We start from the raw sequence: 16,268 nt of genomic DNA on the forward strand, positions 1-16,268 counted from the left end.
AATAGCGAATAGCGAACAGAGAATCTCCGTAACCCCGTAACCTCGTAACCAAGTAACTAAGTAACTATCCTTCTTCCATCCTATAGCCAACGCCGATCTCTGTTCGAATGAGGGTTGGGTGTGTTGGGTTTGATTCGATCTTGGCGCGTAGTTGTCGGATGAAGACGCGGACGATCTGGGGATCTTCGTTTGATGAGCCCCATATCGCATTGAGAATAAAGGAGTGTGTAAGGACACGTCCGGCATGTTTGCACAGCAGAGCTAGCAGATCATACTCGGTTGATGTGAGGTGGACTTCTTCTCCGTTTTTCGTTACCACACGAGCAGCGAAGTCTATGGACAGGGGGCCGATCGTTCGCCGCGATTCACCGGTTTCGATGCTGGCATGATGGCGGAGTGCAACACGCATACGTGCCAATAGCGTAGGCATTGAGAACGGCTTGACGATGTAATCATCCGCGCCTGCATCGAGAACGCGGACGATCATGGCGTCGTCTGCTTGCGCGGTAAGCACAAGGACGGGCACAGAGGTCCACGTTCGAAGCGACTGCAACACGTCCAATCCACTTCCGTCCGGAAGACCAAGATCGAGTATGACAATGTTAGGCTGAATGAAGGCAGCCTTCACTCGCGCCTCTTGGACAGACTCAGCCTCCTCAACACGATAGCCAGTTGCTTCCGCAGCTATCCGTATCACACGCCGAATTGGCGCGTCGTCGTCCACGATAAGAAGTTGAAGTGATGGGGTCATCTACTGCGGCGCAAGGGGAATCGTTACGGTGAACCGTGCACCACCCATGGGTGAACGTCCTGCAACGATACGCCCATTGAGAGCCTCTACCAAACCTCGCACGATGGAGAGACCGAGTCCGCTACCTGTAGATCGTGGTCCACGAACAAATCGATCAAAGATGTTTGCAAGCTCGGTGGGATCGATGCCCGGACCATCATCGTCGATCGTTATGGCCAGTGCCTCCAATCGAACAGCAACTGTGATTGAAACCGCCGTGCCTGGTGGAGTATGGTCGATGGCATTCCCTACGAGATTCCTCACAACCTGACGGATGATCGTCGCATCCGTTTGTATGTCAGGGGGCGACGGAGGATCGATCTCTACGAAGAGCTTACGTCCGTCCTTGAGTGGAAGGAAGTCGCCCAACGACGCGTCCAGTGTTTCTCGGATGTCAATCGGCTGTTGCGTTACCTCAACCTTGCCAGCATCGATTCGCGCCATGTCGAGTAGGTCCGTAACGAGATCGTCGAGTCGCTCTGCCGATGATCGTATATCATGAACGAGTTGGCGTTGAGTGTCGGAGAGATTGTCGCCAACCACCTCTTCCAACGTAGAGGCCGAACCCAATATGGAGGCCATTGGAGTCCTCAACTCGTGAGAGACAGCGTTCATGATCGTGCGCGCCAGGCGCTCTGATTCTTCGGCCTGGCGGACTCTGCTGACACTATCGTTTAGTCTCATGCGCTCAAACGACCAAGCGGCTTGACGCACCACACGTTCGATCACCCCAGGGTCTTCGAATGATCTTGTCCGAGAGGTTCTCGGCCGGAAACCGATAACGCCAACACATCGGTCATTCACACTCATTGGTACGTAGCGCGCAGTGGCGAACGGCAATGTCTCGGTTCCGCTCCCGGCACTCCGCGAATGGTCGTACACCCACATTGCTACGGCGTACTCCTTTGCATCCGGTGTGAACGATCCGTACATCTGTATGTCACTATCCTGGGCACCATCCGGCCGAACAATGATGGCAACGTCTGCATCGAGAAGTTGCTGCGTTCGTTGCACGATGGCATCAACAATATCCGCAACAGCCGATGACGCATTCACATCCGTTGCAAGTGCGTAGAGTTGCTCTGTTCGTTGTTCTCGTCTGCGGATCACTTGCTCTCTCCGCCTGATACGCGTTGCTAACCACGTTGACGTAAGCGCCGTAATGAAGTACAACGTGAACGTGAGCTGATCTTCGAGTCTGCCGATCGTTAGCGTGAAGCGAGGAGGAATGAAGAGTAGATCCCATGCTCCGGCTGTAAGGACTGCTGTTACGAGGACCGGCCCGCGTGGTGCAAGAACCGGAAGGATACTTACATACAAAAGGAGGATCATGCCAACGGCCTGATACCCAATTGTCGGTAAGAGCAGCAAGCCGATGCCGATCATCACAACGGAAGTTGCAATAGTCAATACATATGCCAACGGTCCGGATTGAATAAGCATCGGATACGACCCTGATGCTGTCGGTTTTGCATCATCCGATTCTCCGTCATCTGCAGCTACCACGCTCACATCGATCCCGTCAGCCCTTGCGATCAGACGCGAAACGATACCGGCACCCGTAACAAAGGAGAACAGGCCACCCCTTCTGGGCTTACCCACAACAATGGTGACAGCATTTCTGCGATGCGCGGCCGTGAGAAGTCCGTTCACAACGTCATCATCATCGATCCAGTCGATCTCGCCGCCGAGCTCCTCAACAAGGGATACGGCTGACTGGAGATGTCGCTCCTGCGACTCAGAGAGAGCGCCTGGGCGTCGCACTATGGCCGCAACCCACCGAGCGCCATGCTCCTGTGCAACCTTACAGGTCCACCGAACAAGTCGTGTAGCGTGTGGCGTAGGTCCGATGGCCACGAGATAACTCTGCGCGGACGGCCACATCTCCTCGATACCATAACGCTGACGGTAGGATCGAAGATCGGTGTCAACACGCTCTGCTGTTGTCCGCAGTGCCATCTCTCGCAAGGCAACGAGATTACCCTTGCGGAAGAAATTCTGAAGGGCAACAATAGAACGGTCCTTTGCGTAGACCTTTCCTTCTGACAGACGTTGCAGTAGTTCAGCCGGAGTGATGTCTATAACCTCAACTTCCGAGGCCTTTGCCAAAACGCTATCCGGCACTCGTTCTCGAACAGCAACACCCGTGATACGCTCTACATCATCTGCTCTACTTTCAAGGTGCTGGACATTCAAGGTAGAATAGACATTGATACCGTTGTCGAGGAGTTCATCAATGTCTTGGTAGCGCCGGCGATGCCTCCATCCCGTTGGATTGGTATGGGCAAGCTCATCAACAAGGACGAGTTGCGGACGTCGGGCGAGGATCGCATCAACATCCATGTCTGCGTGACTCGACCCGCGATGCTCCACACTCTTGCGCGGAATCACTTCGAGCCCATCCAACAACTTCTCCGTCTCCCATCTTCCATGTGTCTCAACAACACCAACCACAACGTCGATCCCTGCATCCTTTGCACGCTGCGCCGCCTCAAGCATAGCATAGGTCTTCCCAACTCCGGCGCACATGCCGAGGAAGATCTTCAGCACTCCAGCGTCTACAGTCTTCTCGTCGTCCTTAAGCATACGAAGGAGTGCATCGGGGTCTGGTCTGCGTTCATTCATTGTCGCAAGGCATCCATTGCAATGTTGAGACGAAGTACATTCACACGTGCCATTCCAAATATCCCTACTAACGGTTGATCCGTAGCTGCCGAAATCAGTTGCTCAACGTGGGCTCTTCTGCTCGACGCCAATCCACGCGCCTTCATGACGCGCGTTACTTGCACTTGGGCCGCCTCGGTAGAAATATGCGGATCGATTCCGCTGGCTGAGGCCATCACCAGATCTGATGGAATGGCAGCCCCCTCTACCTCATTCTGCTTGGCAAGGGAATCACGAAGAACTGCAACGTCCTTTCGGAATGCTGCCGAGGCAACGGTGCGGTTCGTTCCGCCACTCGGGAGTGGTTGGTTGCCGATCGCGCTTGGACGTCCATGGAAGTACTTCTCAGATGTCCATGCTTGCCCCACGAGGGCACTTCCAACTTCGCGTCCCTTTACGATGACCATACTTCCGTTTCGCTGAGAAGGGGCTATCACAGCCGCGATCCCAGTCACAAGAAGTGGGAATGCCACACCACAGATGAGGGTGAAGGCAGCAACCATAAGCAACGAGTTTTGAAGATGCTTGATCATGATCAATCTCCAAAGGCAACGGAGGTGGAGAGGGTGATGTAGGTGTCATTCGACGTCAACCCATCGTTCGACGGGAAGACGTCGTCTGCCGCCATCATGGTGCGAACCTCGCACCGAATGAGGAAGGCCGAATTCGGCCTAAAATCAAGATTGGCCGAAGCTGCGGTGGCCTGGAACGGTGTTCCAGCCGGCGTTGCGATAAAGATGTTCTTCGCATCGTTGTAATGCTCAACACGAGCTGTCAATCGAAACGCGTCGGACAAAACATGTGATGAGATCACTCCGGCATACCACTGCTGCGCAGAAGTATCTGTTGCCGTTTCCTGCATACATAGGTCGCCCATGAGTACCAATGTCCACGCAGTGGAAGGCTTCCATTCTGCCCAGAGGTTGTTATGGAACCGAACCAGGGCCGGCATGCCTCGGGGTTGCTCGTTCCCAACAAACGTACTCCAATTGAGCGTGAGCTCCGACGATGGCTTCACAAGAAGGCGTGTGCCCAGAGCGAGATCGTCATTGATGTCAACGATCTGCTGCCACCCGTTGAGAACGAGGCCGGTTAGGGTGATGGCATCGCTAATGGACCACGCGAGGGAAGCGCCGGTGGAGTAATACGGCGTATAGTCAGCCGTGAAAGATCGCGACAACGTAAGATTATCTCGTGTGATCATCGACTCGTAGCCGATGTGTGAGAACATTACACCGGCATCGAGCCACAGACCATTTGTGATGCGGAGTCCGGCCGATGCTTCTTGGAGCCACCTCCAAGACGAATCAGGCCCCATGTAGTTCGCACGGGTGAACCAACCTTCTTGTAAGGCAACACGACCACGATAGTCCGGACCATTCACAGCAAGTCCGATGTATCCCAACATCAGTCCGAACTCAGCATTTCGAGCAGGCTGTGTTGTATAGGCCCGTTGGTGGTCAGGTGGATCGTTGAGAGAATAGGAGTAGAAAACGTCTGCAGAGGCCGACCATGACACGTTAACAGAGTCTTCGGCTGCCATTGGGACAGTTATGATCGAGATGCACAAGGCGAGTGCAAGTAGGCGCACATTCATGTTAGGCAAGTCCTAATGCGGTGATGAGTATGTCGAGAAGTTTGATCCCAATGAACGGGATGAGGAGTCCACCCAAGCCATAGATCAGCACGTTCCGGCGGAGCACCGCCGATACGCCCTGTGGCTTGTACGTTACGCCGCGGAGCGCGAGTGGTATGAGGGCTATGATGATCAATGCATTGAAGATCACGGCGGAGAGAATAGCACTTTGTGGTGAGGCAAGCCCCATGATATTGAAGATCTCCATTGGTGAAGACCCATCTGCACCAACGTAGAGTCCGGCGAACATAGCAGGCAGGATGGCGAAATACTTCGAAACATCGTTAGCGATGGAGAACGTCGTTAGCGCACCTCTCGTCATCAGCAGTTGCTTACCGGTCTCAACGATCTCGATGAGTTTCGTTGGATTACTATCAAGATCGATCATGTTGCCGGCTTCACGGGCGGCTTGGGTTCCGGAGTTCATCGCAACACCAACATCTGCCTGGGCAAGTGCGGGTGCGTCATTCGTTCCATCTCCGATCATAGCAACCAGACGTCCTTGCGACTGCTCGTGCCTGATACGTGCGAGTTTGTCCTCCGGTTTGGCTTCTGCGATAAAATCGTCTACGCCTGCCTCGGCAGCGATGGCAGCGGCCGTCAGTGGGTTGTCGCCGGTGATCATCACCGTGCGAATCCCCATCAACCGGAGTCGCTCAAATCTCTCTCGAATGCCACCCTTGACAATGTCCTTGAGCTCAACCACACCCAACACCGTGCTTCCATCGCTCACAACAAGCGGTGTAGATCCGGCGCTTGCAACCCTATCGGCAGCAGCACGCACATCCTGGGGCATCCAACCGCCATTTTCAACCACGGCCTTTTCAACGGCATCTGCCGCGCCCTTGCGCACTTGGTGAGGTATTCCGTCGGCATCGGTAAAGTCTGCACCGCTCATTCGTGTTTGCGCAGTAAAGGGATGCGTCACAACATCATGAAGATCTTCATGTGCATCACGAATGGCATGAGCATGACGTGCAAGGTGGACGATGCTGCGCCCTTCCGGCGTTTCATCAGCCAACGATGCCGTGTAGGCTGCACGAGCCAGATCTGTAACCGAAACACCGTGAGCAGGGATGAACTCCGAAGCGCTTCTATTGCCAAAGGTGATCGTTCCCGTTTTATCGAGAAGCAGTACATCGATGTCACCGGCAGCTTCCACGGCTCTTCCGCTCATGGCAACCACGTTCGACCGCAGTAGCCTGTCCATACCACTGATACCAATGGCGCTGAGCAATCCACCGATCGTTGTAGGAATGAGGCAGACAAGGAGCGCCATCAAAACGGAAATGGACGTATCAGCACTACCATGACCTGAAGATGAGAGGAACTGTGTAAAGAACGGCAGCGTGATCACCACAAGGATGAAGACAACGGTAAGTCCGATGAGCAAGGTACTCAGAGCGATCTCATTTGGCGTGCGCTGACGTTGAGCCCCCTCCACGAGTCCGATGATACGGTCTAGGAATGCCTGTCCCGGCTCAACAGAGATACGGATCACGATCCTGTCGCTCAGAACGCGTGTGCCTCCTGTAACCGCGCTACGATCGCCTCCACTTTCGCGGATCACCGGCGCTGACTCCCCGGTGATAGCACTTTCATCAACAGAGGCGATGCCTTCGATCACCTCACCATCAAGTGGAATGAGATCCCCGGCTTCGCAGATCACGAGATCATTTACATGAAGTTCTGATGAGCCGACCACAGACTCAACACCATTCACAAGTTTACGTGCTGTGGTGGTCTGCCTTGACCGACGAAGGGCATCGGCTTGTGCCTTGCCCCTTCCTTCAGCGATCGACTCGGCAATGTTGGCAAAATAGACCGTGCCCCAGAGCCAAAGTGTGATCTGAAGATCCACACCGGAGAACGAGCCATTCATGGCGTCTACGACCATCGCGATGGTTGTTGCAACCGCTCCAATAGCCACAATGGCCATTACCGGCGATCTGCGAAGTTCACGCGGATGGAATTTTGTGATGCCGTCCCGCAAGGCCTGAACGATCAGATCACGAGATACAACGTTTGAGGTAACAGCCATGTTAGAATCCTCCTCTCATCAATTGGACTTGTTCTGTCAGGGGGCCCATCAAGAGCACAGGGAAGAACGTTAGAGCACCAACAATGAGGATGGTACCGATCAATAGGAGAACAAAGAGTGGAGAGTGCGTTGGGAATGTGCCGGCACTTTCCTTCATGCGTATGCGAGAAACCATACGTCCGGCAATGATCACCACCGGTATGATCACCGCATATCGTCCGATCAACATGGCAATGCCGATGCCGATGTTATAGAAGGTAGTGTTGGCGTTGAGTCCGGCAAATGCACTCCCATTATTCCCAGCCGCACTGGCCCAGGCATAGAGTACTTCAGAGATTCCGTGGGCTCCGGTATGCAACATCGAACTCCTTCCAACGCCCGTAGAGAGAGAGATCGCAGAGCCGATCAGCATCGCCGCACTTGGGGCAATGATCGCCACGATGGCCCATCGCACATCCACGGCATCGATCCGTTTACCGAGGTACTCCGGCGTTCGACCAACCATAAGCCCCGTAAGAAAAACGGTGAGGATCACGAACAGGATCATTCCGTAGAGCCCTGACCCAACTCCTCCGAACACGATCTCGCCAAGCATCATGTTCAACATCGCAATGCCGCCGGCAACTGGAGAAAGGCTTGAGTGCATCGCGTTGACAGAGCCGTTGGATGCAGCCGTTGTTGTGGTCGACCATAGGATGCTTTCAGGGACGCCAAAACGCGACTCCTTGCCTTCCATCAACGAACGCTCTCCAATAGCCGTTGCCGACGCATTCTCAGACCACAACGAAACTCCAATTCCGATCGTGAGCAGAATGAGCATTGTGGCAAACAGAGCTATACCATGTTTGCGGTGGTTGGCCATGATCCCATACGTGAAACACAATGACCCGGGGATCAGGATCAAGGCGATGGTAGAGAGAAGATTGGTAAGGGGCGTTGGGTTTTCCAAGGGGTGGGCACTGTTCGCGTTGTAGTAGCCCCCTCCATTTGTTCCGAGCTGTTTGATCGCGATCTGAGAGGCAGCCGGACCAACAGGAATGGTCTGTTGCTTCCCCTCAAGGGTTGTGATCTGGTGTGCCGAATCAAATGTCTGAACCATCCCCTCGGAAACGAAGATCATGGCAAAGAGGACGGAAAGGGGCAATAGGATGCCAAGAACAATGCGCGACATATCACGCCACGCATTCCCGAGTGTTTTACCGCTGGACCTTGCCAAACCTCGCGTGACGGCTACCAAGACGGCGATTCCTGTAGCTGCACTGAGAAAGTTCTGGGTGCCAAGTCCAACCATCTGAGAGAACTGACTCAGCGTTGTTTCGCCGGCATAACTCTGCCAATTCGTATTGGTCACAAAACTCACAGCGATGTTGAAGGCCAAGGCCAGATCAAGGCCCTTTGCTCCGTCAGGATTGAGGGGGAGATATTGCTGGCACATGAGAAGACAGATCAGGAAGCCAAATCCGACGGCATTAAAGGTCAGAATGGCTCCGAGATACTGTTTCCAATCCATCTCGTCTGCACCTTCCCCACCGAGTAGCCGGGCGATATAGGTCCCCAAGAGCGGCGAAAGCACGGCAATGAGAAGGAGAAAAACCCCAATGGGGATCAATTGCGTCAAGTCCATAGTACCTCCGAGTGTTTGACAGCTTCAAAACTCAGGTGTAGTGGCTAAAACCACCATGCGGATACGATCAAACCGTATATGGGTGATATATGGACGTCATTCCGTCATTTCGTCACCCCGTAACCTCGTAACCCCGTAACCTCGTAACCTCGTAACCCCGTAACCCCGTAACCTCGTAACCCCGTATCTTTGTGGTCTTATGCAGCACTACCGAAACTTCTGCATCATCGCGCATATCGATCACGGGAAATCCACGCTGGCAGACCGACTGCTGGAGCGGACCGGTCGTGTCTCGGCGCGCGAGATGACGATGAACCAGATCCTCGACGATAACCCGCTCGAACAAGAACGGGGCATCACCATCAAGCTTCACGCTATTCAGATGGACTACGTGTCTCCATCGGGCGAGAAGTACAAACTCAACCTCATCGATACACCGGGTCACGTAGACTTCTCCTATGAAGTCTCTCGCTCCCTAAGTGCATGTGAAGGGGCTCTCCTGGTTGTTGATGCAACACAGGGCGTTGAAGCACAGACGATCTCGAATCTGTTCATGGCTCTCGAGCAAGGACTGGAGATCATTCCGGTGATCAACAAGATCGACCTGCCGAGTGCGGTAACAACGATCGACAACGTGAAGAAGCAAGTGATGGATCTCATCGGCTGTAAGGAAGAAGAGATGATCCTGGCTTCGGCGAAGGCCGGCATCGGGATCGATGAGATCCTCGAAGCCGTAGTAGCACGGATCCCACCGCCAAAGGGTGATCCGAAGGCTCCGCTCCGCGCACTCATCTACGATTCGATCTTTGATGCCTATCGTGGCGTGGTAGTGAACGTGCGGGTCTTTGATGGCACACTCAAGGAAAAGGACAAGATCCTTTTCATGAACACGAATCAAACGTATGAACTCGATGAAGTTGGCGTGCTCTACATGCAACGTCAGCGCACAGGAATTCTGGAAGCCGGCAACGTGGGCTACTTCACAGCCGCCATTCGTCGCCTGCAAGACTCCAAGGTTGGCGATACGGTAACGCTTGCCAACAACCCAACAGACAGACCCATCGAAGGCTTCCGCGAAGTGAAGCCGATGGTGTTCTCGGGCATCTACCCTGCAGAGAGTGATGACTTTGAGGATCTGCGCGAAGCATTGGGCAAACTCACGCTCAATGATTCTGCGATCTCGTTCGAACCGGAATCGTCAACAGCTCTCGGCTTCGGCTTCCGCTGTGGCTTCCTTGGCCTTCTGCACATGGAGATCGTCCAAGAGCGACTCGAACGTGAGTTCAACCAAGTGATCATCACCACAGTGCCGAACGTTCGCTACAAGGTGATCACCACAAAGAACGAAGTGATGTGGGTGGACAACCCGGCTCAGCTGCCAAATCCAACCATGATCAACGAGATCCAGGAGCCATACATCCGTGCGCAGATCATCGCCCCCTCCGAATACGTGGGTACGATCATGAAGCTGTGTATGGAACGCAGAGGCACGATGCTCGGACAGACATATCTCAGTGCCGATCGTGTTGATATGACGTTCAACATGCCCCTTGGAGAAGTGGTCTTTGACTTCTACGACAAGCTCAAGAGTAGCACACGGGGCTATGCATCACTCGACTACGAATATTCGGACTACGAGCGCGGCGAACTGGTGCTGATGGACATCCTGCTCAACGGCGAACCAGTTGACGCGTTGTCGTCGATCGTCCACCGTCAAAAAGCCCACGAGTGGGGCAAAAAACTCTGCGTCAAGCTAAAAGAACTTATCCCGCGTCAGATGTTCGAGGTTGCCATCCAGGCATCCATCGGTTCCAAGGTGGTGGCTCGTGAATCTATCAGTGCTATCCGCAAGAACGTGATTGCCAAGTGTTACGGCGGCGACATTTCTCGTAAGCGGAAGCTGCTCGAGAAACAGAAGGAAGGCAAGAAACGCATGAAGCAGGTAGGACGTGTGGAGATCCCACAAGAAGCCTTCCATGCTGTACTCTCACTAGACTGACCTTATGGCCATTATCGATTCCATCTACAGCAAGCTCCCGATCGTGGGAGAGTTTCTCCTCGAACGTCGTAGGAAGATCAGAAACGCACCCAAGCCCGAGACCTTTGGTCAGCACCTTTGGGCATGGGTCAAGACCTTGGTCTGGGCCATCTCCGTTGTGACCATCATCAACGGTCTGGCTCTCGCGTCGTTCACTGTTCCTACCGGGTCGATGGAACGCACGGTAATGGCCGGCGACTTCCTCTTCGTGAACAAGTTCATCTTCGGCCCATCAACGCCGCAGATCATCCCGTTCATCAACATGCCCCTTCCCTACTACAAACTTCCGCCGATCATGCCCCCTGAACAAGGTGATGTGATCGTGTTTGTGTTCCCGGGAAATCGTGAGGAGACCAAGGCGCCCCGTTTTGAGTATTACCTCAAGCGCTGTGTTGCTGTTGCAGGAGATACACTTGAGATTCGCAGTGGTCGCATCTATGTGAACAAGGTGGAATTCGCACTCCCTAAACACGGGCAGTTCTTGCAGATGACGCCGGAGATGAGATCGCTGATGCACGAGAACGACAGGGTCTCTACATTCCCTGTGGGCAAGGGATTCACACGTGACGATTATGGTCCGATCCGCATTCCAAAAGAAGGCGATGTGATCGCTCTCGACGAATCCAACTTTGACCAATGGGCGGTCTTCATCGCACGAGAAGGTCACACAGTCAATGCCATGCGTCGCACCGTGGATGGTCAGGCCATCACGTCGTATACCGTTGAACGCGACTATGTGTTTGGGATGGGTGACAACCGCGACAACTCCCTCGACTCCCGCTTCTGGGGCTTCATCCCGGAAGAAGATGTCGTAGGCACACCAATGGTTGTGTATTGGTCGTGGCCCGTAGAAGACCCACAGACGGGTAAGAGCCTGTCGCTCTTCCAACGCCTCGGCGCCATTCGCTGGAGTCGACTCGGCACCATCATTCATTGATATGTCTGAGAAGGGGCTTGCAGACCTCAGCTTGCGCGACATTATCTCAACAGCACTCTTCGCTGTTGTTGTTGCCCTTGCCCTGCGGCTCTTTGTGATCGGGGTCTACACCATCCCATCACACTCGATGTCAGACACGATCCTTGAAGGCGACAACATCCTTGTGAGCAAGTTGGCCTATGTCTTTCGCGACGTACATCGTGGAGACATCATCATCTTCTCACTTCCGGATTCTCTCCGCGCAGACGAACATGATGACCTCTTCATCAAACGTGTTGTGGGACTTCCGGGAGACACAGTGCTCCTCACAGCTGACAACGTACTGGTGAATGGGATACGTCAACCAGAGCCCCCTGAAGCCCGTCCACCCTTCAATCCTCTTCTCGGGATCGGGGCCAGCAACGTCACGATCGTTGTTCCGCCATCTTCTTACTTCGTGCTGGGAGACAACCGCAGCAATTCCTTCGACTCACGGTATTGGGGCTGCCTGTCTGCAGATCGTGTAGAAGGCGCGCCGCTCTTCATCTACTGGTCGTTTGGTTCTACCAACGAGAACATTGTCCGCCACGCGCGCTGGGATCGCCTCTTACATCGCATCAACTGATGTTCGGACTCTACCTCCATATCCCCTTCTGCGAAAAGAAGTGTTCGTATTGCGACTTCTATAGTCTGGAGTCCACCGAACATATCGACGCATTCGTCAACTCCCTCATCAAGGAGATCGACCTCCGCTCCCCCGTCACGCCGAGCGAGGCGCAAGGCGAAGAGGCGAAAGGGCGAAGTGGCGATGGAGAAGTCGTCATGCCGAGCGAGGCACAAGGCGAAGAAGCGAAAAGGCGAAGTGGCGATGGAGAAATCGTCATGCCGAGCGAGGCACAAGGCGAAGAGGCGAAAGGGCGAAGTGGCGATGGAGAAATCGTCATGCCGAGCGGAGCCGAGGCACACACCTCCGTCTTCTTCGGCGGCGGCACCCCCTCCTTGCTCTCACCCGATGCCATGTCTCGCATCATCACCCGTCTTCGCGAGCGCTACACCATCGCTCCGGATGCCGAGTGGACAATGGAATGCAACCCCGGCACCGTTACACCGGAACGCTTAGCCGCCTACCGCAACGCAGGCATCAACAGACTTTCCTTTGGCGTACAGTCATTCACCGCCTCCGAGCTCACCTTCCTCGATCGCATTCATGATGCCGATGAAGCCGTTGCCGCAATGGCCATGGCCCGTGAAGCTGGGTTCGACAACGTGAACATGGATCTCATGTTCGCCGTGCCTGGACAGACCATGGAGACCCTTTCCTACAACCTCTCACGGATGTTGCAGCTCGCACCGGATCACATCAGTGCCTACTCCCTCATCTACGAACATGGCACGCCCCTTTTCGCAAGGTTGAAGAAGGGGCTTATCACCCCAACAAGCGAAGACATCGATGCTGCCATGTATGCCTTGGTGATCTCTACACTGACAGATGCCGGTTACATTCAATACGAGGTGAGCAACTTTGCACGTCCGGGCAAACAGTGCAGACACAACCTCACGTATTGGCACGCTGAGAACTACATCGCATTGGGTCCAAGCGCGCACGGCTTCATCGATACCACACGCTACTGGAACCACCGCTCTCTCTCTGCCTGGACCACAAAGGTCAACGCCGGCGAACTGCCCGAGGCCAACCGCGAATCGCTCTCGAACGATGAACTCTGCTCAGAATATCTCTTCCTCACGTTGCGGGCCGACGGCACACCCGTTGCAGAGTTTGAGCAACGTTTCGGAGTGGACCTTCGCAGCGCACTCATGCCGGATCTTGGACATTGGATGGACGCAGGCTTCATCATCGACAACGGAACAACTCTGCGCCTCACAGGCGAAGGGTATCGAGTGTGTGATGAGATCACGGTGAAGGTGATGCAGTTGGTGGGGTAGAGGTCCCTCGTCGCTCTGGGCACGGCATGCCGTGCCCCTACGCTTCTCGGGATGACGCAGCTCGCTGTCTTTCTGGTGCTCTACAGGTCCCTCGTCGCTCCGCTCCTCGGGATGACGTAGCTCGCTGTCTTTCTAGTACTCTACAGGTCCCTCGTCGCTCCGCTCCTCGGGATGACGTAGCTCGCTGTCTTTCTGGTGCTCAGAAACGCGAGCATCATCATGGATGATGCTCGCGTTTCTCATATGTAACCGAATGCGGAATCAGCGTCATCCCGAGAAGCGGAGCGACGAGGGATCTCGAATGTGTTAGAGTGCGAGAGTGTTAGATTGTTAGTGTGCTAGAATGCTAATGGGTAGAGTAATGCTTGCGGAAGTTGCAATGATGCGCGCGAGATAGATACCGGATGAGAGAGCATCTGTCGCAATGGTTACTGTGTTTGAAGGTGCGTGGGGAAGCGAGAGAACGAGCTCTCCAGCAACATTGTAGATGTCGGTGCGAAGGATGTGTTCGTTGTTGTTGCGTGTTGAGAACGTGACGTGCGACGAAGCGGGTTGTGGGTAGGCATTGACGCTTACACGGGCATTGTTGTCCGATTCACTGACGCTTGATGTGGCATCGTAGATAAAGAGTCCGGAATCTCGCGTGGCAACCAAGAGTCTGCTGCCAACGCGGCCAACAGTTGAATTCAAACCGGAGCGGACGAGAACGGGCTCCATGTTCGGATCGCTTGATGTAAACACGTCACCGTCAATAGTGATCCATGTGACCGCTGGGCCCGAACACACGGCATGAATCACTAGGGGATAGTCCAGTTTTTGCCTTCCGAACATGGAAGGCTGATCTTGCCCACTCTGTATACGGATTGCGACCCTCGCTTCAAAGAAGCCATCGAATGATCCTGACACCGTTAGCACCACGCCGAATTGATCCGATGCAACAGCTTTCAAGCTTCCGAAAAACGGGATGTCAACTTCTGACCAACCAGATCGAAAGACATACAGTCCACCAAGAGTGTCGGATCGATACTGTAATGGTTCTGCCCAAACATAGAGTTCGCCGTCGACTTCGAAAATGTAGCTTATCCGACTGAGCTGTCTTGAATCACCGGCAACACCATCCGGCAGGCCTTCAATGCTGAAGGATTTCCACAACGACGTGCTCGGGATATACTCGACCAGTCCCGCTTCGTGTGTTGCTGCGATCAACGATCCATCTTCTCTCCGAACAGCGCATCTGAAGTGGGTTTTATCGTCAACGCGAACGATTGTGTCTATCGTGGTTCTACGAATATCGATCAGTCGATATGGAGTGGTCTTAAGCCACCCCTCGCTATAGGCATTGTATGCCAAACCCCAGCCAAGTTCTTGACCTACCGCCAAACCCCAGCCAAGTTCTTGACCTACCACGGTATCAAGGGCTGTAGTTCCGTTGACGTCGATGGTATACCACCCATGTCCCGAGACACTAGCAATCGTCCAGTTCGGTGACTGCTTGATTTCAGTTACTAAAGCTAAGCGTTTACCCGGAGCTAGTTCGCCAACATCAGCCCCCTGCGCACTAACGATGCTATTGCGTCCACATCCAAGAGCAATGAATCGGGAAGAGTTGGAAGTACGAATATCCGTTCCAAACATCATGAGTCTCAAGGTTGTTGGACGGGGCTCCAACGAGATCGTATCAACAACAAAACCGTCTACGGCAAGCCTTACTTCCGGCGGCAGAGAATCGGTTTCGTCATCGAGGAACACCGCAATCGTATCGCCATTCCACGGAAGGATCGTCGATCGTTTCGCTGTACCGATCAGCGTTTTTCGCGTCCATGGAATCTGCTTCAAATCAACGTACCACACAGTTCTTGAGCCATCTTGCGTGTAATAGGTCATTTCTCCACGAACGACCAACTGATCAGGCACGATTGAATCTACGACACTGTTCCATGGCCCAGAGTCCTTTTGAATAAAGATCCCTTTTTGGACGCTCACACCTTCGTAAACAACGCCGACAACCAGATTACCAGATGAGGTGGACTGAATTGCCGGCACAGCGAGTACATCTCTGATCGTAGAATCACGCGTGTTCACCTCGGCCCATGTATCTCCTTGGTCAGCAGATCGGAATATACCACGCCGACCGCCTCCACCCGTCCCGATCACAACAGAACCATCGCGATCTACAAACAGTGCATCAATTTCTCTTCCAGCTGTTGGCGGTCGAATGGGCTCCCATTCAGAATTCTCAACATTGTAGCGATAAAGCCCATTGGGATAGCTGACGGCAGCATAGACGAATCGACCTTGAGGGTCGAGTTCTAGATTCAGAATGCTCCAATACGTTGGCAAGTAGTCGATGTCGATCGGAATCGTCGAACACTCGCGTATCGAATCTGCAGTCGGCCCATAACATATGCCTGTGGGCGTAGCAACACACGCCAACTTCTCATTGGACCGAAACACATGAAACGATGACGGCAGATCCACAACCGTCTGCCCCACACACACGCCGGCCATCATCATGACCATGATCACATACTTCATAGTAGCCCTCCTCAACCATTCTAACAATCTAGCACTCTAACAATCTAACAATCTCCCCAGCATCACGTGCTTCACGAGCC

Annotated in this window: 11 protein-coding genes; 4 read left to right on the forward strand and 7 right to left on the reverse strand. The window is 53.9% G+C overall.

All coding sequences use genetic code 11. The features are described from left to right. Positions 1 to 64: 64 nt before the first annotated feature. The 6 genes from IPI29_06235 to kdpA are packed head-to-tail and all read right to left on the reverse strand — an operon-like array spanning position 65 to position 8,755. Positions 65 to 751 (reverse strand): response regulator transcription factor, encoded by a 687-nt coding sequence (locus tag IPI29_06235; protein ID MBK7412135.1) that lies wholly within the window; start codon positions 749 to 751, stop codon positions 65 to 67. Then, a complete protein-coding gene (locus IPI29_06240) occupies positions 752 to 3,415 on the reverse strand; it encodes a sensor histidine kinase KdpD (GenBank protein ID MBK7412136.1) in 2,664 nt (887 codons plus the stop codon). After that, positions 3,412 to 3,987, reverse strand: coding sequence for a potassium-transporting ATPase subunit KdpC (gene kdpC, locus IPI29_06245; protein ID MBK7412137.1), 576 nt, complete (start codon positions 3,985 to 3,987; stop codon positions 3,412 to 3,414). The genes IPI29_06240 and kdpC overlap by 4 nt, the downstream gene beginning before the upstream one ends. 2 nt (positions 3,988 to 3,989) lie before the next feature. Further along, entirely contained in the window at positions 3,990 to 5,051 is a 1,062-nt protein-coding gene (locus IPI29_06250; GenBank protein ID MBK7412138.1) for a porin, read from the reverse strand. A 1-nt stretch (position 5,052) separates the two neighbouring features. Continuing rightward, entirely contained in the window at positions 5,053 to 7,131 is a 2,079-nt protein-coding gene (gene kdpB / locus IPI29_06255) for a potassium-transporting ATPase subunit KdpB (GenBank protein ID MBK7412139.1), read from the reverse strand. A 1-nt stretch (position 7,132) separates the two neighbouring features. Then, positions 7,133 to 8,755, reverse strand: coding sequence for a potassium-transporting ATPase subunit KdpA (gene kdpA / locus IPI29_06260; GenBank protein MBK7412140.1), 1,623 nt, complete (start codon positions 8,753 to 8,755; stop codon positions 7,133 to 7,135). A 199-nt stretch (positions 8,756 to 8,954) separates the two neighbouring features. On the opposite strand from kdpA, the gene lepA reads away from it, so the two are divergent. From lepA to hemW, 4 genes are read left to right on the forward strand one after another with little or no spacing between them, the layout of a single operon-like run. Further along, positions 8,955 to 10,754: an elongation factor 4 gene (gene lepA, locus IPI29_06265; GenBank protein MBK7412141.1), complete on the forward strand. Its 1,800-nt coding sequence runs from the start codon at positions 8,955 to 8,957 to the stop codon at positions 10,752 to 10,754. A gap of 4 nt (positions 10,755 to 10,758) precedes the next feature. Further along, a complete protein-coding gene (lepB, locus tag IPI29_06270; GenBank protein ID MBK7412142.1) occupies positions 10,759 to 11,730 on the forward strand; it encodes a signal peptidase I in 972 nt (323 codons plus the stop codon). 1 nt (position 11,731) lies between these two features. Continuing rightward, entirely contained in the window at positions 11,732 to 12,334 is a 603-nt protein-coding gene (lepB, locus tag IPI29_06275; GenBank protein ID MBK7412143.1) for a signal peptidase I, read from the forward strand. Beyond that, a complete protein-coding gene (gene hemW / locus IPI29_06280; GenBank protein ID MBK7412144.1) occupies positions 12,334 to 13,653 on the forward strand; it encodes a radical SAM family heme chaperone HemW in 1,320 nt (439 codons plus the stop codon). Before lepB (IPI29_06275) ends, hemW begins: the two co-directional genes overlap by 1 nt. A 330-nt stretch (positions 13,654 to 13,983) precedes the next feature. Here the strand turns inward: hemW and IPI29_06285 are convergent, their stop codons facing one another. Next, a complete protein-coding gene (locus IPI29_06285) occupies positions 13,984 to 16,188 on the reverse strand; it encodes a T9SS type A sorting domain-containing protein (GenBank protein MBK7412145.1) in 2,205 nt (734 codons plus the stop codon). Between the last annotated feature and the right edge of the window lie 80 nt (positions 16,189 to 16,268).

It is taken from the genome of Ignavibacteria bacterium (assembly GCA_016707005.1).
Classification (GTDB): domain Bacteria; phylum Bacteroidota; class Ignavibacteria; order Kapaibacteriales; family Kapaibacteriaceae; genus UBA10438.

Coding starts and splice junctions, on each gene's coding strand:
- IPI29_06235 (MBK7412135.1), bottom strand. CDS start 751: ATGACCCCATCACTTCAACTTCTTATCGTGGACGACGACGCGCCAATT.
- IPI29_06240 (MBK7412136.1), bottom strand. CDS start 3,415: ATGAATGAACGCAGACCAGACCCCGATGCACTCCTTCGTATGCTTAAG.
- kdpC (MBK7412137.1), bottom strand. CDS start 3,987: ATGATCAAGCATCTTCAAAACTCGTTGCTTATGGTTGCTGCCTTCACC.
- IPI29_06250 (MBK7412138.1), bottom strand. CDS start 5,051: ATGAATGTGCGCCTACTTGCACTCGCCTTGTGCATCTCGATCATAACT.
- kdpB (MBK7412139.1), bottom strand. CDS start 7,131: ATGGCTGTTACCTCAAACGTTGTATCTCGTGATCTGATCGTTCAGGCC.
- kdpA (MBK7412140.1), bottom strand. CDS start 8,755: ATGGACTTGACGCAATTGATCCCCATTGGGGTTTTTCTCCTTCTCATT.
- lepA (MBK7412141.1), top strand. CDS start 8,955: ATGCAGCACTACCGAAACTTCTGCATCATCGCGCATATCGATCACGGG.
- lepB (MBK7412142.1), top strand. CDS start 10,759: ATGGCCATTATCGATTCCATCTACAGCAAGCTCCCGATCGTGGGAGAG.
- lepB (MBK7412143.1), top strand. CDS start 11,732: ATGTCTGAGAAGGGGCTTGCAGACCTCAGCTTGCGCGACATTATCTCA.
- hemW (MBK7412144.1), top strand. CDS start 12,334: ATGTTCGGACTCTACCTCCATATCCCCTTCTGCGAAAAGAAGTGTTCG.
- IPI29_06285 (MBK7412145.1), bottom strand. CDS start 16,188: ATGAAGTATGTGATCATGGTCATGATGATGGCCGGCGTGTGTGTGGGG.